Raw genomic sequence first — 16,381 nt, forward strand, 5'->3', positions numbered from 1 at the left:
AATGAAAACAGTATTGAGCAGGCAACCCTGGTTCGTTTTACTGCTGCCTTTATTCTTCGTGTTACATGGGTTTGCCAATAACTTCCATTACCTGAGCTTTCTTGATATTCTGCCGCTGGCTGGAATGTATATTGCTGCCTCGCTGCTCGTTTACTTCATCATCCGTATACCGGTCAGGAATAATATCAGGGCGGGACTGTTTGCATCATTCCTGCTGGCATTTTTCTTTTTTTTCGGTTTTCTCTTTGATACCCTTAAAGCGTATGCGCCTTACCGGTGGATGTATAAATACAGCGTTCTTCTTATCTCTTTTGGTCTCATCTCCATTATTCTTTTCTTCTTTTTCCGCAATTCAAAACGCAACTTCGGCAGAACTGCCTTTTATATCAATCTTTTGCTGATCTGCTATCTGTTGCTCGACACCGGCACTATTCTGTATAAATTCATTTTCGATCCCAACGCAAATGAGAAGGTCACGGCTTCCGGGACTGGTCGCATACCGGATGGGAAAATGAAGCCGGATATCTATCTGCTGCTTTTTGATGCATATGCCGGAAATAAAGCGCTCAGTCAATGGCTTAGCTACGATAATTCGGCCATCGATAGCTTTCTTACCAGCAAAGGGTTCTTTGTGGCAAAAGCCTCTTCCAGCAATTACAAGTTCACCGTATTCTCCATGGCTTCTATGTTGAATATGGATTTTATTCCCTGGTACAAAAAAAACAGCAAGCCTACCCGGGAGGAACTGGTGGATTGCGGCACCATTGTGAAATACGGCAGGGTCACAAAATTCCTTCAAGCCAATGGTTATGAGATCGTGAACAATTCGATATTCGATATAGACAAACACCCCGCCCGGATTAACCAGCGCTTCCTGCCCGTAAATACCAGGCTGATCAGTGAAGAAACCCTGGTCTACCGGTTAGCTGTACACTTCGAATGGTGGTTCAGGAAGCAGCCTGTTCTAAAAAAATTACTCCCTGTAGAATCAAGGGAAGATGAAATAGCAAATATTGAAAGGGCCATAGATATCACTATGAAGGAGCCCACCCGTAAATCCAGAAGGCCTAAATTTATATATAGTCATTTCCTCGTTCCCCACCTGCCTCTCTTTTTCGACAGTACCGGCAAACGGTTACCAGCCGAACACCAGGCATATTCTCCCTATCTGAAAGTTCATTACGACCGATATCTCAGCAACCTGCAATTTGCGAATTTCCTTATTAGAAACATGGTCAACAACATCCAGCAGCAAACCAATAACCAGGCAGTGATCCTTGTGATGTCTGACCACGGGATCCGCTGGCCTTTGCATCCTTCACAGCCTTGCATGGAAAACAATAATATCAATGCTGTATTTTTACCTGGCGGCCAATACGATGGATGGACAGACAGTACCACCAATGTGAACCAGTTCAGGATACTTTTCAATACACTATTCTCTCAACAATATAAATTATTGCCAGACAGCTGCGTACTTATGGGGCATCAGTGAACAAATCCAACTCACATATGAAAGAAAACATCAGCACGAAACCTTATTTCATTTTTCTACTTCCATTGTTCTATGTGCTGCATGGCTATCTTGAGTTTATCGGGTTCGCATCATTCAGCACCCTCCTCCCTTTACTGCTCACTTATTTTGGTTGCATCATCTTATTATGGCTATTGCTGATATTTATTTTCAGGAACAAGATAAAAGCTGCGCTGATGTGCATGGCGGTGGCTGGATTCTACCTTTTTTTCGGGGCCATTTTTGACTTCCTGAAAGCTTATTCACCCTGGCCCTTCCTGTACAAATACAGTGTTCTCCTTATTGCGGGGTTAACAGTAATGATCTGTATTTTCATTTTTCTTCATAAAACAAGTTCAGCACTGAAAAGACCGGTACTTTTCCTGAACCTGCTTTTACTGATTTTTGTTCTGGTAGATCTTGGCCAGGCATTGTTCAATGCTAACCGTACAACAAAACAAATCTGGAAAGGTGCGCCCAATCAGGCAAATGGTATCATACCTGACACAGTGAACAAACCTGATATTTACCTGCTGGTCTTTGATGGATACTCCAGCAGTTTCGGTCTTAAACAGGTGTTTGGATTCGATAACAGCTCATTCGACTCATCCCTTGCAAATCGGCAATTCAGCCTGATCCCCCACAGCAGGAGCAACTATTCCACCACTTCTTTTTCAATGGCATCTACACTCAATATGGACTACCTCTATTGGTTAGACGCCAGCAAATGGATAAAGAAGAAAGATTATGCGCTGAGCACCACACAGCTTTATGACAACAAGGTAATGGGTTTCCTTGTCAACAACGGCTACGAAATTGTCAATCATTCCATTTTCGATATAAAGGGCCATCCATCTATTGTGAACAATGAATGGCGGAGCATTTACAGCAATATCATTTCCGAGGGCACCCTTGGTATGCGCCTGGTGATACAGTTCAGGTGGTGGCTCACCGGAACTCCGGTGATCAACAAACTGCTCCCATTCTTCGCTTTCGAGAACCAGGAACTGAACAACCGGAACAGCCTGGATAATGTAATGAAAGAATCAGAAAGGCAACGGAAAAAGCCCCGGTTTGTTTATGGACATTTTCTCATGCCCCATTATCCTTATTATCGTACCAAGACAGGCTTTCACAGACCACCGGATGAGTTTGATGACGAAGCCTGGTTTGCCGGACCGGACAATTATTACACGGAATATCTGCAGTATACCAATCAGGAAATACTGAAACTGATCGATACCATAAAAAAGAATACGAAAGAACAAGCAGTGATCATTCTAATGAGTGATCACGGGTATCATTATGATGCCCCAGCCGATAAAAAGAAATACGTCTGGAATAACCTGAACGCCTGGTACCTGCCGGAAGGAAAGCCTGTACAGCTACACGACAATATTACCTCAGTGAACCAGTTCAGGATTCTATTCAACTCGCTCTTTCATCAGCAATACCCAATGATGAAAGACAGCCTGATAAGAATATACCATTAACTGCAACCAAAGATGAAAACCTTGCTTCGTACACATCCTTATTTTGTTGCCTTGTTGCCAATATTCTTTGTACTGCATGGATATGTTTCCAATTCACAATACATGGAGTTCAGCAATACACTCCCATTGATGGCAAGTTTACTGGCGGGATCGGGTCTGCTTTTCCTCCTATTCTGGGCCTTACTGAGAAACAAACGAAAAGCAGGCTTAATAACTTTGTATTGCATGGGATACTTTCTGTTCTTCGGCGCTTTCTATGATTTCCTCAAAGCCTGGTCTCCCTGGAGATTCCTTTGGAAATACAGTGTGCTGTTAACAGCTTTCCTGGCGGTGGGCATTTTACTGTTTTTCATTATTCGTCGCTCGAAAAATGATATGAGCAGAACAACTTATTTCTGCAATCTGGTCTTTCTGATCTTCATCGGGCTGGAACTGATCAGGCTCACTGGCAATATATGGACAGGCAAAAAAGATGGTCCTGCTATTGCAAGAGGCCAAATGATCATCCCCGGGGATGTTCACAAACCTGATATTTATTTTTTGTTGTTCGATGAATATTCCTCATCAAAAAGCCTGAAAGAAAAGTATGGGCTCGATAACAGCTCACTGGACAGCTTCCTGGTATTACATGGTTTTAAATTGCTTCCGGACAGTAGGAGCAATTATCCTGAAACCAGCTTTTCCATGGCCAGTTGCCTGAACATGAATTACCTTCCCTGGTTGATGCCAGGCATGGAGATCAGACGTGAGCATTATCAACGCTGCGCAGAGGAGATCCGCAACAATGAAGTGGTACGATCGCTCGAAAGCAATGACTATGAGATCGTGAATCAAAGTGTGTTTGACCTGAAACACTATCCCGCCCCCGTGAACCAGCGATGGCTTAGCATAGACACCAGGCTGATCACAGAAGAAACATTACTGGGAAGACTCTGCTATGAGTTCTACTGGATCTTTAACCGTTACGAATTACTTCGCATGATGCTTCCCGTTTCATCCTATGAAGAACAGATGTTGAATAACAATCGTTGTCTGGCAGGAGTAATGGCGGCCTCCACAATGAAGGCAGATAAGCCACGTTTTATTTACGGCCATTTCTTATTGCCACATTTTCCATTTTATAAAGACAAAAATGGAAAAGAATTACCGGACTCCGTAGTGTACGGCGTTATGCAGGAAAAACTGGATCCATTACCATATTACCTGGAATATGTGCAATATGCCAATCTCGAAGCCAGGAAACTCATTGCCGGGATCCGCGCCAATAATCCTCAGGCCGTTATTATATTCATGTCTGACCATGGTTATCGGTGGAATGTTCCTGTTACAGAAATATCAGATGTCTTCTACAATCAAAATGCTGTTTACTTCCCTTCAGGGCAGTATGGACAATTCTATGACAGCATCACCAATGTGAATCAATTCCGGATTATCTTTAATTCTTTGTTCAATACAAAGTATCCTATATTGAAAGATACCAGTATCGTCGTTCAACCAGAGCTCAACAAGCATTAACTGTTTGTATGAAAAATATCCTCACTGCCCCGATGTTTCTCTCAGGCCGCGAAGCCTTCTGCGTAGCAGCAACAGGCAATATCGTACTCTTCGCCTTTGTGATTATTACGGGCTTTCCTGTTTTTCATTCTGTGGATGATCTCAATATTGCCTGGATCACCGGCGATGGTTTTGGGGCAGGCGCATCCACCTGTCTTCCCTTCCTTCATAACCAGCATTACTGGATTTCTGAACCGGTAATGTGGTTGTTCCGACAATTTCCCGGTGTGAACTGGTTCAGTTGGTCTATGATCTCTACTGAGTTTGCGTCTATGACGGCCATCTTTTATGTAATAATGCGTATTCAGCGCTGGCAACTGGCCGCCATCAATTACCTGGTGTTGTTCATGGTGTACAGTAGTTTTCTATTGTATTACCTGCATGGTTCGTCTACGGCAGTTACAGCCGTCACAGCATCATTATTGCTCTCATGGTTTGCATTCACCGCTCCCAAAAGCAAAACAATATTAATAGCGGCTTCCATTTTTTTTATTACCGGAGCATTGTTCCGCCTGCATGTTGTTTTTCCATTACTGGTGGTGGCAGCCCCTTTCTTTCTTCTGATAAAAGGATGTAAAAAGAAATGGATGGCGGCAGCATTCCTCACAGTTTGCGTTCTCAGTTCTTTTTTGTGCTTCTGGTTGCAGCAGCAACATTATTCAGCTTCCTGCCCCAACTGGCAATCGGAAGAAAATTACAGACAGGCCAAATACAGCAATATCAACTACTATAGGAATGTCAACCTTCCTGCTATGAAGGATTACCGGCAGGAAACTGCATTGCTCGATGCCCTGATCCTCCCCGACACCAGTTTTGTACCCGCAGCCGATCTGCAAAAAATGGCGGAAGCCTCCAGGACCATGATGCCTTCAAATTCTTTCTTCTCAGCAGACACCTGGCGCTGGACTTTCATCAATAACCGGATCTTTATTGCAGCAGCTCTTCTCGCTTTGTGCTTTTCTGCAGGAACCGGTGTAAGATTGCTCAGCACCATCCTTTCTTTCCTGGCAGTGCTGACAATTATCATTTATCTGCAGATCGTAATGAAGTTGCCGGAGTTTATGGTCCCTGCCCTGTTCTTTATATTTTTCTCTTTTTCAGCTACCTGTCTATCTTTCGCCTACCCATTGACGTTACGCTGGAAATTCATTGCCATGATCCTGGCAGGGGCATTGGTTTGCTGGGGAATTCTAAAAATATGGAAAGCCGGCAAACATAACAGAAGCAGCTTTGCGGCATTTGAACAGGTTCATGCGGAACTGGCTGCACATCCTGACAAACTATTTATCAGCACCGGCGATAATGAGCCCTTCTTCTATATTCATGTATTTGCTACACCAGCAAAATATTCATTTCGCAATATTCTTTTGGTGGATCAGCCTTTGAGCCTCCGCAATGCAGCGCTGCTACGGGATTTCGGTTATACCGGCTTTGTAAATGCATTTGAAAATCCACGTATTTTTTTTCGTGGTCCCGCATTACCGGTGATTACACAGTATGTAGAAAATAAGACTTCGAAAAAATATTCATTCAGTGATCCATTGCCTGATTTTAAATTTTCAAGGGTCTGTAAACCAATCCCGGGCAATGTTGTTATTCCTGCTCCAAAATAACCTTTATATTCGCCCTCTCAACACCCTTAAAATAATCTTGATATGATCAGAAACGACTGGACTTTGACCGAAGTGGAAGATTTATACAATACGCCTTTATTGGAATTGATCTACAAAGCAGCTACGCTGCATCGTGAATACAACGATACCGGCGAGGTTCAGGTATGCACCCTATTGTCTATCAAAACCGGCGGCTGTTCTGAAGACTGCGCTTATTGCCCTCAGGCTGCGCGCTACCATACCGGCCTGGATGTTCAGGCACTGATGAAAAAAGATGAAGTGCTGGAGTATGCAAAAAAAGCAAAGGATGCAGGATCCACCCGCTTCTGTATGGGCGCCGCCTGGCGTGAAGTGCGCGATAACCGCGACTTTGACCGTGTGATAGATATGGTAAAAGGCGTGAATGAAATGGGCATGGAAGTTTGCTGCACACTGGGCATGCTTACGGAAGAGCAGGCAAAAAAACTGGCAGATGCAGGCCTCTACGCTTACAATCACAACCTCGATACTTCAGCTGAATATTATGGCGATATCATCACTACCCGCACTTATGACGACAGGCTGAAAACGCTCGACAATGTTCGCAAGGCCGGCGTTTCCGTTTGCTGCGGCGGCATTGTGGGTCTGGGAGAATCCCATGAGGACCGCATAAAAATGCTGCATACCCTGGCTACCATGCCCGAGCATCCTGAAAGTGTTCCCGTGAATGCGCTGGTGCCTGTAAAAGGAACGCCGCTGGAGAATAATGCAAAAGTGAATGTATGGGACCTGGTGCGCATGATCGCTTCCGCCCGCATCCTGATGCCAAGGGCGATGGTGAGACTGAGCGCAGGAAGGACCAGCATGAGCATTGCTGATCAGACACTCTGTTTCATGGCCGGAGCCAATTCCATTTTTGCAGGGGAAAAATTGCTGACCACACCCAATCCAACATTTGATGAGGACATGGCCATGTTCGATCTGCTGGGTCTTAAACCCCGCGAAGCTTTCAAGGGAGAAAAGGAAATGGTACAGCACTAACCCGCAGCCCGGGCCGTAGTGGTTGTAGTGGAGTGGATATTGGTGATCTCTTTGCAGAAATAGGGCTGACCTTCCAGCACCTGAAGGATGGCGGCAATCATTTCTTCGCCGGAGGAATTCTTTGTTACATAACCGTTGGCGCCTGCCTGCATGAGGCCATTAACATAGACCCAATCGGTATGCACTGAAATGCCGATAATGCGGATGTCTTTGGAGAACTCACGGATCTTGCGGGTGGCTTCAATGCCATTCATCGGTTCCATATTGATGTCCATCAATATCACCTGGGGTTGCAGGACCCGGGAAGCCTCCACCACGCGGTGGCCATTTTCACAAACAGCGATCACGTCCAGCCGCGGGTCCCGGCTCAGTAAGAGCCGCCAGGCCTCCCGGACCAACCGGTGATCGTCTGCTATCACGATTTTTATCATGGAACAACTAAATTAAGTAATGCCCAAAAGTTCATTCAAATTGGCGAAAATTCCGTATTTGTTCCCATCAATTTTGGGCAGGTCAAGGAAATATGATAAGGTTCACTAAGGGGAAACGTGTACTGGGCACCCCCTGAACGTTATTTTCCAGTGCCCAGGTAGTCGTTCATCCGGAAACTCAGTCCAAACTGATTGAAGGCGATATTACGCTGGTACCAGCTGCGCGCATACCGGATCTGGAGCTTTTTGAACAGGGCTCCCACACCCAGCGAAAAACCATTCAGCCCATTTCCCTGCGTTCCGGCATTCAGTTCCTTCCTGCGCATATGATTATAGCCCAGGCTCAACTCGATCTTGTCTGTGACATAACACTGGGCCCCGATCACAACATGACGGAACAGTTTGTCGAAGAAAAAATCCTTTCCTTTTCCATTCTGTTCAAAACCATTTTCCGCATTGAATGCCGTGTCTTCATACCGTATATCGAATCTTTGCAAATGCCAGGCCGTAATGGAAAATTGAAGGGGTGCATTGGCTAAACGCTTCGAAATACCCAGTTGCAGGTCGAATGGCAGCTCTTCTTTTTCCGATCCTGCATAGGCTGTCAGCTGTGCTCCCATATTTTTTGCCGCAAATGACGCCTGCCATAAAGATGCCGAATCATAGTAACTGATGCCGATATCCAGCGCCAGCCCGGAAGAGCGATAGATGCCATAAGATGAATGAATGAATTTCAGAGAAGCGCCATAATGCCATTTGTTCAAATACTGCCTGCTGGCGCTGGCCTGAACAACATAATCAACAGGACGGAATTCACCATTAACATTTCCGGAAAGATCTGTCTGCGGCACCGAACCATAATTCATGAACTGCACACCCAGGGCAAAATTGGTATTGAGGGCTTCATGATGATAACCCGCCATCAGGTGATACTGCTGCAAACCGCCTTTCAGTGAATTGAAAGATAACTGCGTTTGTGTGTGCATGTTATTCCTCAATAATGCGGGATTATTGTACGCAAGTCCGATGTCGTTCGTGATCTGTGAAATATTGATACCACCAAGTGCGGTGAGTTGCGGAGCGTTGGGAAGTTTGAGAAAATTGAAGACGGTACTGCCCCCCAATGTTTGGGACCGGAGCTGAAACTGTGCGAACACAGCCATCGATATGAGGAGCCATCGTCTCATGCAGTCTGGGCCAGCGAAAATAGCTATTTACTGCTCAAAAAAAAATTCCTCCATTGACATGGAGGAATTCCTTTAACCCTTAAAACAACCAACATGAAAAAATTTTCAATTGATACTATAAATATAACATGATTAGAGTCCTTTTGTTGGCCCTCCCTGCTCATATAGCGATTAAAATGATATTAAAAAGCCTTTCCCTGAAAAGTAAAATTCCCTGAAAAGCCCTACCACAGCGGGTTCGGGGAATTCAGGGAATTTAATTTATCAATCGTTGGATAAATGTTAAACAAGTGCAAGCTCCAATACCTGCTGCATGGTCTTCACGAAATGGAACTTCATTCCCCTGATAAATTCAGAATCAATCTCCTGAACATCTTTTTCGTTCTGCCAGCAGAGGATGACTTCTTTGAGTCCTGCGCGTTTGGCCGCTAATACTTTCTCTTTGATACCGCCTACTGGTAGTACCTGGCCTCTTAAAGTTATTTCACCGGTCATGGCGAGATAAGATTTCACCTTCCGGCCAGAAAATGCGGAAGCAATGGCCGTCATCATGGTAATACCTGCACTCGGGCCATCCTTCGGAACAGCGCCTTCGGGTACGTGAATATGAATGGTTCGTTTCTCGAACATTGCCGGATCGAGGTCCAGTTTCTTAGCGTTGGACTGCAGGAAAGTAAGTGCCGTAGCAGCGGATTCTTTCATCACGTTGCCGAGGTTCCCGGTGAGCTTGAGCTCTCCCTTGCCTTCACTGAGGCTGGTCTCGATGAAGAGAATATCGCCGCCCACATAAGTCCAGGCCAGGCCAACCGCAACACCGGGCATATTGGCCACCTTATAAATATCATTGCTGTATCTTGGTTTGCCCAGGATCTTTTCTACATCCTTTGTTGTGAGGACGGTCTTTATCTTTTCCTTCATCGCGTATTCCCTGGCTTCATAACGCATGACGCTGGCAAGCAGACGGTCCAGTTCACGCACGCCGCTTTCCCTGGTATAATCCTGCACAATCTTTTCCAGTACTTTATCGCCCAGTTTGAAATTGAATTCTTTCAGTCCGTGCGCCTCCTTTTGTTTGGGTACGAGGTGACGTTTAGCGATCTCCACTTTTTCTTCCACTGCATACCCGCTGAGATCTATGATCTCGAGACGGTCGCGGAGCGCAGGCTGGATATTGTTGATATTATTCGCGGTTGCGATGAACAGCACTCTGCTGAGGTCGTATTCAAGCTCCAGGTAGTTATCGTAGAAAGTATGGTTCTGTTCGGGGTCCAGTACTTCCAGCAAAGCAGAGGAAGGATCTCCGCGGAAGTCATTCCCGATCTTATCGATCTCATCCAGGATGATCACGGGATTGGATGATTTGATCTTACGGATGGATTGTAAAATACGGCCGGGCATGGCGCCAATATATGTTTTGCGGTGACCCCGGATCTCGCTCTCATCATGTACGCCCCCCAAACTGATACGAACATATTTACGCTGGATGGCGCTGGCAATGCTGCGCCCCAGCGAGGTTTTACCGATACCGGGAGGTCCAACAAAACAAAGGATCGGGCTCTTCATATCTCCTTTCAGCTTCAGCACGGCGAGATATTCCAGGATGCGCTCCTTCACTTTCTTCATGCCGAAATGATCTTTGTCCAACACTTTCTGAGCCTTTTTGAGATCATAGTGATCTTCTGTATAATCGGCCCAGGGAAGATCGAGCATCAGATCGAGATGATTGTACACCACAGAATAGTCTGGCGTGGAAGGGTGCATACGCTCCAGCTTCTCGATGCCCTTGCGGAACATTTCTTTCGCTGCCTCAGGCCATTTTTTGGCTTCGGCTTTTTTCTGCATATCCCTGATCTCACGATCATTTGAATCACCGCCCAATTCTTCACGGATACTCTTCATCTGTTGATTGAGGAAGTATTCGCGTTGTTGTTTATCGAGCTCTGTTTTTGTTTTGGTTGTGACCTTGTTCTTCAGTTCTGCAAACTGCAGTTCCCGCTGCAGCAATTGCATCAGCAGGTCTGCACGCGCCTCGATATTGTTCAACTGCAGCAGTTGCTGCTTTTCTTTTAGATCAGTATTGAGATTACTGGAAATAAAGTGGATGAGGAAGGAAGGGTTCTCGATATTCTTCAGAATAATACTTGCTTCTGAAGGAATATTGGGAGAAAGCTGTATGATCTGTGTGGCCAGTTCCTTGATATTGGAAACATAAGCTTCAAAGTCTTCCTGATTCCTGGGCACTTCATCATCCGTTAGCAGTTCCACTTTTGCTTTGAAATAAGGATCTTCAGATACGATGCCTGCCACTTTAAACCGGCGTCTGCCCTGGATGATCACAGTGGTGCCGCCATCCGGCATTTTGATCAGCTTCACGATCCGGGCAACCGTTCCGATATCTTCCAGGTCGGACACAGTGGGATCTTCGATATTGCTGTCCTTTTGCGCAACCACGCCTACGAGCTTGTCAGCTTTGTAAGCATCGTTCACGGCTTTGATACTTTTATCTCTGCCCACTGTGATGGGGAGCACCACACCGGGAAACAATACAGTATTGCGAAGGGGCAACAATGGAAGTTCTTCGGGCACTACCAGTTCTTCACCATTATCTCTTTCGTTCTCGTTCAGGGGAATTATCGGCAGAAAATCCATTTCATCCTCTGCCTGAAAAAGTAAACCGGGTTCTTTCATTACTTCATTTTATCTTATGACAAAATAACACACTCAGCGTGAAATACCTATGATTCTGAATAAGCTGGCTATAGTTCAAGATTAATGCCAAGCGGATAAGCCGGTGATCCGCGGGCAAAAATCAGGTCAAAAGGGCAGGTAACTGTTCAAAGGTTGGTTTCAAAGGTAGCAATTCCTGTAACTTTAGCTCATGTACGAACGCATTCTTCAGAACCTTTCGCGGTTCATCAGCCTCAATCCGGAAGAGACGCAGGTTTTTACCTCGGCCATCAAAGTGAAACAGCTTCGCAGGAGACAGTTCCTGCTACAACCCGGTGATGTAATGCGGTACGAATGTTTTGTTACCGAAGGTTGTTTACGCCAGTACTATGTGGACGATAAGGGAGTGGAACACACGCTGATGTTCGCTTTCGAGGATTGGTGGTCCGGCGACATGTACAGTTTTCTCAGCGGGCAGCCTTCCAAATACAACCTGGAAGCGATCGAGGATTCCACACTCCTGCTCATAGAAAGGCAAAGGCTGGAAGAATTGTACAATGAGATACCAGAGCTGAACCGTTTCTACCGAATCCTGTTGCAGAATGCCTATATGGCCATGAGCGAAAGGATCAATCAAACGCTTACCATGACAGCCGAAGAGCGGTACCATGCATTCCTCCATCGTTACCCGCATTTCGAACAACGCTTGTCATTGAAACATATCGCCTCCTATCTTGGTATCACACCCGAAAGCCTGAGCCGGATCCGCAGCTACAAAAAATAAGAAAAATAGAATAATGTAAAAGCATACATTTGTGATCAAGGAAATGGTGTCTTCCTATTTGAACCGTTCTTCCCAGAACTGATGGCGCCTGCAAATAATAACTGGCCCCGGCCATAAATAAAACTATTGCAGGATGACACAAAGAAAGAATTTCCCCGAGCAGGCAAATATCGCCTTACAATTATTGCACTGGACTTTACTGATCATTCCTGTATCTGTGAGCATCGGCCTGCTGGTAGCATTATTCCTTTGGTTGCTGGACATGGCCACTGTAACCCGGCAGCAGCATATCTGGCTGATCCTGCTTCTTCCCCTGGCAGGTATCCTCATAACCTGGTTGTATACCCGATGGGGTAAGAATACCGATGCCGGCAATAACCTCGTCATGGATGAGATCCATCAGCCTGGCGGTGGAATCCCTGCCAGGCTCACGCCTCTTATCTTATTCACCACGGTGCTCACCCACCTCACCGGAGGTTCTGCCGGCCGCGAAGGCACGGCAGTGCAAATGGGAGGCAGTATTTCTGCACTGTTCAGTAAATGGTATCAACCGGATCCGCAACAAAAACGCATCCTGCTGATGTGCGGCATGTCTGCCGGTTTTGGTGCAGTGTTCGGAACACCCGTTGCCGGCGCCATTTTTGCCATGGAAGTGCTGGCCATCGGCCGTATAAAATATGATGCGCTGATCCCCTGCTTCATTGCAGCAGTGATTGCCGACATTACCTGCTCACTCGCGGGCATACATCATACCCATTACTCCATTCATTTTTCTTCCTCCGGCACCTATGATCTCACAAAGCTGCTTTTATTAGTGAAAGTGATCGTCGCAGGCGCCATATTCGGTCTTGCCGGATTTTTCTTTGCAGAACTCACTCATTTCATAAAAGACAAAAGCAGGCAACTTATCCGCAACAAATACCTGGTACCTGTAACCGGCGCGGCGCTTGTACTTACCATCAGCGTTCTGATCGGCAATTTCGATTACCTCGGTTTGGGTGTCAGCAATCCTGCTCCCGGCAGCGTGAGTATCCAATCGGCCTTTCTTCCCGGCGGCGCCACTCATTTCAGCTGGGTTTGGAAACTCCTGCTCACCGCCATCACCATAGGCATGGGATTCAAGGGCGGCGAAGTGACGCCCCTTTTCTTCATCGGTGCAACACTCGGCAACAGCATCGCTTCCGCCAGCGGCGCGCCTGTTGATCTCTTTGCTGGTCTTGGTTTCATTGCGGTTTTTGCCGCCGCCACCAATACTCCCATCGCCTGCACTTTCATGGGCGCCGAGCTCTTTGGCGCAGGAAATATTTTCTACTTTGCAGCAGCCTGCTTCACTGCCTATTATTTCAGCGGACATACCGGTGTCTATCATGCGCAGCGCGTAGCTGTTACGAAATTCCACCATCAGTTCCGTATCGAAAGATCGCTTCAGCAACTTCGCCAAATCCGGCAGCTCCGGCAAAAAAGACAGGATCGTCCAAATTCTTAACATAGGTCAAGATTATTTCTTAACCTGTGGTATTGGATTCCGCCCCCGTTTGAAGGCAACTTTGTTCCCACAAAATCTTTAAACGATCTTTTATGAAATGGAAATTATTTGCGACCGACAATAGTTACAACTGGTTCATTCTTCGCATAGTGCTCGGCGTTGTGATCCTGGCTCACGGCCTTCAGAAAACATTCGGCTGGTTCGGCGGCTTCGGATGGGAACAAAGCATGAACTATTTCACAGGCCATGTTGGATTGCCATCTGCACTTGCGGCATTCGTGATCCTTATAGAATCACTCGGCGCCTTCCTGCTCATCATCGGCTTTGCCGGACGTATCAATGCCTTCCTCCTCGGCATCGTAATGACCGGAGCCTTCTTTGTTGATCACCGGCACAACGGATTTTTCATGAACTGGTTTGGTAATCAGCCCGGAGAAGGATTTGAGTTCGATCTGCTGGTCTGGGCAATTGCAGCGGTGATAACGATCAATGGAAGTGGGAGATTCTCAATTGATCGAACGCTCGCTCTAAGTTATGACGCTCGCTCGGGGTTATGATAATCAGTCTGTGAAATATACCGGCGCGGGAGGATGCTTGTTGGGCTTTGGATTGGGAAGATGGGGCTGAAGTGCTTTGCCAGACTTCTTCGCTTATATTTCATAGGCCTGATTATTTATAACCCGTCGCTCGATGAACACCAACTCCATCAGTCAATATTGATGGTTGCATGGGGAACCTCTACTTTATAGTGGTTGCATTTATGTGGCATGTTGTTATTGCAGAAGAGAGAGAGAAGAGAAAGAGAATAGTAGAAGAATGTTTTTCAGATTTGAATTCAATAATTGTATTTGATACAGTTTTTTTTACAAGTATGAGTGTTGAGATAATTAATCAGTGAAGCTTTATTCTCTGGTGCTGTAGTTGTAAAGCATAATAAAAGTCAGGTCAATAACTAACGTATTTACTTACGCGTCCCGAAGCTTTCCCCATCCCTCACCACCCAAAATCCATCGTTATTTATTTTATTAGTCAGAGATCAGAGGAATCCGGCATTGCCGGGATTTATTTTTTGTTTTGGTGATTGCTGCTTGCGGAGGGGATGTGGGCGAAGGGCCTTTGAAACATAAGCGAAGAAGCCCGGCAGAGCACCACAGCTCAACCCAACCTACTACAGCAGATCAAACATCCTCCCGCGTTGGTTTGTTTCAACAGCCCTGGCCTGCATCCCCCCGCAAGCGCTCAAAAACAAAAAATCCCGGCAGCCAAAACCACCGGGATCTTCTTCTATAAATAACGTATGGATTTCATCACAAAACCCTCACTCCAACGTAGACTTGAAATCCCTGGTTCTTCCATTTATTACTCGTTCCTACATCATTGATATCGTTCAACCCTATCACATATCTTGCGCCTGCCTTGAATTTGAGCAGGTTGAGCTGCACTCCTGCCAGCAGGGAGAGGTCTCCTTTCTTGAATGCTTCTTTGGTTTCCCCTACCAGGTTCTTGTCCTGGTTCAGCAAAGTGCCGAACTGTGGCCCCACCTGAAAGGCAAACAGGCTGATAGGGCGGTAACTGAAAAGGATCGGGATGCTCAGGTAATTCAGTTTTCCTTTTACATCGCTTACCCCTCCGGGATAGACATTATTGAAATCGGTGCCGGTGCGGAAATTCGTTTGACTGAAAAGTACTTCCGGTTGTATTCCGAACTTATCGATGATATTGATCTCACCGAATGCGCCGATATGATAACCGAACTTGAATTCATCCTTGAATGATTGTCCGTCTACTTTGAAAATATTGGCGCCTGCCTTGAACCCGATATGGAGGCTTTGTGAAAAACTGATCAGTGAGAAGAGCAGTAAGCCAGTGAGCAATACCAGCCATCTTTTTTTCATACATATTGATTTAATGGTGTAAATGAATAGACAAAAATACTTATACAAGTTACCCAATTGAAAGAACATATAGAAAAAAAGCACTGTTTGTTTGACTCACTCTGCCATGCTTTAGATGATCCTCAAACCGAGATACAATTGGAAGCCCTGGTTCTTCCACTTCTCTTTGTTGTCTACATCATTGATGTCTGAGAGACCAATAACGTATCGTCCACCAACCTTAACGCCGCCGAGGTTCAGCTGAACGCCGCCGAGAAGAGAGAAATCACCACTCTTGAATGCTTCTTTTCCGTTCTGAAAAAGGTTTTTGTCCTGGTTCAGCAAAATGCCGAACTGCGGACCTGCCTGAAGGCTCAACACTTTGGCGGGTGAATAGCTCAGCAGTAAAGGGATGCTCAGGTAGTTGAGTTTACCTTTTACATCATCCTGGCCGCCGGGGAACACATCTCCGAAGTTTTCGCCTGACCGGTAGTTCAGCTGGTTCCACATTACTTCCGGCTGGATACCGAACTTGTCTGTGAAATTGATCTCGGCAAAGGCTCCGAGATTGTAGCCGAACTTATACTCTTCTTTAAAACTTTTCCCATCCACCTTAAAAATGTTGGCGCCGGCTTTTACACCGAGGTGCAATCCCTGCGCAATGGAAGCAGAGCTAAAAATGAGTGCCAGGGCTAAAAGATACAGGGTTCTCTTTTTCATACATTGTAATTTGGTTCATACAGAATTTTTCAACTTATA

13 protein-coding genes and 1 riboswitch are annotated in these 16,381 nt (G+C 45.9%); of the genes, 8 read left to right on the forward strand and 5 right to left on the reverse strand.

The window, feature by feature from the left end:
• Position 1: 1 nt before the first annotated feature.
• From D9Y29_RS16095 to bioB, 5 genes are read left to right on the forward strand one after another with little or no spacing between them, the layout of a single operon-like run.
• Positions 2-1,495 carry a sulfatase-like hydrolase/transferase gene (locus tag D9Y29_RS16095; protein ID WP_127130017.1) on the forward strand — a complete coding sequence of 498 codons (1,494 nt, stop codon included), beginning with the start codon at positions 2-4 and terminating at the stop codon, positions 1,493-1,495.
• A 17-nt stretch (positions 1,496-1,512) separates the two neighbouring features.
• Positions 1,513-3,006, forward strand: a complete 1,494-nt coding sequence (locus D9Y29_RS16100; RefSeq protein WP_127130019.1) for a sulfatase-like hydrolase/transferase — start codon at positions 1,513-1,515, stop codon at positions 3,004-3,006.
• 12 nt (positions 3,007-3,018) lie between these two features.
• Entirely contained in the window at positions 3,019-4,521 is a 1,503-nt protein-coding gene (locus D9Y29_RS16105; protein ID WP_127130021.1) for a sulfatase-like hydrolase/transferase, read from the forward strand.
• An 8-nt stretch (positions 4,522-4,529) separates the two neighbouring features.
• Complete coding sequence (locus tag D9Y29_RS16110) at positions 4,530-6,173, forward strand: hypothetical protein (protein ID WP_127130023.1); 1,644 nt, start codon at positions 4,530-4,532, stop codon at positions 6,171-6,173.
• 42 nt (positions 6,174-6,215) lie between these two features.
• Entirely contained in the window at positions 6,216-7,193 is a 978-nt protein-coding gene (gene bioB / locus D9Y29_RS16115) for a biotin synthase BioB (protein ID WP_127130025.1), read from the forward strand.
• On the opposite strand, the gene D9Y29_RS16120 is transcribed toward bioB, so the two are convergent.
• The 3 genes from D9Y29_RS16120 to lon all read right to left on the reverse strand — a co-directional run bounded on the left by D9Y29_RS16120 (position 7,190) and on the right by lon (position 11,499).
• Positions 7,190-7,624 (reverse strand): response regulator, encoded by a 435-nt coding sequence (locus tag D9Y29_RS16120; RefSeq protein WP_127130027.1) that lies wholly within the window; start codon positions 7,622-7,624, stop codon positions 7,190-7,192. The two genes, bioB and D9Y29_RS16120, sit on opposite strands and share 4 nt — an antisense overlap.
• Positions 7,625-7,764: 140 nt before the next feature.
• On the reverse strand, positions 7,765-8,811 hold the full coding sequence (porQ, locus tag D9Y29_RS16125) for a type IX secretion system protein PorQ (protein WP_127130029.1): 1,047 nt from the start codon (positions 8,809-8,811) through the stop codon (positions 7,765-7,767).
• A gap of 282 nt (positions 8,812-9,093) precedes the next feature.
• Positions 9,094-11,499: an endopeptidase La gene (gene lon / locus D9Y29_RS16130; RefSeq protein WP_127130031.1), complete on the reverse strand. Its 2,406-nt coding sequence runs from the start codon at positions 11,497-11,499 to the stop codon at positions 9,094-9,096.
• Positions 11,500-11,689: 190 nt separating this feature from the next.
• Between lon and D9Y29_RS16135 the strand changes: the two genes are divergently transcribed.
• The 3 genes from D9Y29_RS16135 to D9Y29_RS16145 all read left to right on the forward strand — a co-directional run bounded on the left by D9Y29_RS16135 (position 11,690) and on the right by D9Y29_RS16145 (position 14,305).
• Positions 11,690-12,262, forward strand: coding sequence for a Crp/Fnr family transcriptional regulator (locus tag D9Y29_RS16135; protein ID WP_127130033.1), 573 nt, complete (start codon positions 11,690-11,692; stop codon positions 12,260-12,262).
• Between the two features lie 30 nt (positions 12,263-12,292).
• Positions 12,293-12,360: riboswitch (Fluoride riboswitch) on the forward strand.
• Between the two features lie 35 nt (positions 12,361-12,395).
• Positions 12,396-13,748, forward strand: a complete 1,353-nt coding sequence (locus D9Y29_RS16140; protein ID WP_127130035.1) for a voltage-gated chloride channel family protein — start codon at positions 12,396-12,398, stop codon at positions 13,746-13,748.
• A gap of 92 nt (positions 13,749-13,840) precedes the next feature.
• Positions 13,841-14,305: a DoxX family protein gene (locus D9Y29_RS16145; protein WP_127130037.1), complete on the forward strand. Its 465-nt coding sequence runs from the start codon at positions 13,841-13,843 to the stop codon at positions 14,303-14,305.
• Between the two features lie 750 nt (positions 14,306-15,055).
• On the opposite strand, the gene D9Y29_RS16150 is transcribed toward D9Y29_RS16145, so the two are convergent.
• Positions 15,056-15,643, reverse strand: coding sequence for a porin family protein (locus D9Y29_RS16150; RefSeq protein WP_164735436.1), 588 nt, complete (start codon positions 15,641-15,643; stop codon positions 15,056-15,058).
• Positions 15,644-15,754: 111 nt separating this feature from the next.
• On the reverse strand, positions 15,755-16,342 hold the full coding sequence (locus D9Y29_RS16155; protein ID WP_127130041.1) for a porin family protein: 588 nt from the start codon (positions 16,340-16,342) through the stop codon (positions 15,755-15,757).
• Between the last annotated feature and the right edge of the window lie 39 nt (positions 16,343-16,381).

The organism is Pseudoflavitalea rhizosphaerae, assembly GCF_003991355.1.
In the GTDB taxonomy this organism is placed as follows: domain Bacteria; phylum Bacteroidota; class Bacteroidia; order Chitinophagales; family Chitinophagaceae; genus Pseudobacter; species Pseudobacter rhizosphaerae.

Bases quoted from the DNA above. Each gene is read 5' to 3' on its own strand.
- D9Y29_RS16095 (WP_127130017.1), top strand. From the start codon at position 2: ATGAAAACAGTATTGAGCAGGCAACCCTGGTTCGTTTTACTGCTGCCT.
- D9Y29_RS16100 (WP_127130019.1), top strand. From the start codon at position 1,513: ATGAAAGAAAACATCAGCACGAAACCTTATTTCATTTTTCTACTTCCA.
- D9Y29_RS16105 (WP_127130021.1), top strand. From the start codon at position 3,019: ATGAAAACCTTGCTTCGTACACATCCTTATTTTGTTGCCTTGTTGCCA.
- D9Y29_RS16110 (WP_127130023.1), top strand. From the start codon at position 4,530: ATGAAAAATATCCTCACTGCCCCGATGTTTCTCTCAGGCCGCGAAGCC.
- bioB (WP_127130025.1), top strand. From the start codon at position 6,216: ATGATCAGAAACGACTGGACTTTGACCGAAGTGGAAGATTTATACAAT.
- D9Y29_RS16120 (WP_127130027.1), bottom strand. From the start codon at position 7,624: ATGATAAAAATCGTGATAGCAGACGATCACCGGTTGGTCCGGGAGGCC.
- porQ (WP_127130029.1), bottom strand. From the start codon at position 8,811: ATGAGACGATGGCTCCTCATATCGATGGCTGTGTTCGCACAGTTTCAG.
- lon (WP_127130031.1), bottom strand. From the start codon at position 11,499: ATGAAAGAACCCGGTTTACTTTTTCAGGCAGAGGATGAAATGGATTTT.
- D9Y29_RS16135 (WP_127130033.1), top strand. From the start codon at position 11,690: ATGTACGAACGCATTCTTCAGAACCTTTCGCGGTTCATCAGCCTCAAT.
- D9Y29_RS16140 (WP_127130035.1), top strand. From the start codon at position 12,396: ATGACACAAAGAAAGAATTTCCCCGAGCAGGCAAATATCGCCTTACAA.
- D9Y29_RS16145 (WP_127130037.1), top strand. From the start codon at position 13,841: ATGAAATGGAAATTATTTGCGACCGACAATAGTTACAACTGGTTCATT.
- D9Y29_RS16150 (WP_164735436.1), bottom strand. From the start codon at position 15,643: ATGAAAAAAAGATGGCTGGTATTGCTCACTGGCTTACTGCTCTTCTCA.
- D9Y29_RS16155 (WP_127130041.1), bottom strand. From the start codon at position 16,342: ATGAAAAAGAGAACCCTGTATCTTTTAGCCCTGGCACTCATTTTTAGC.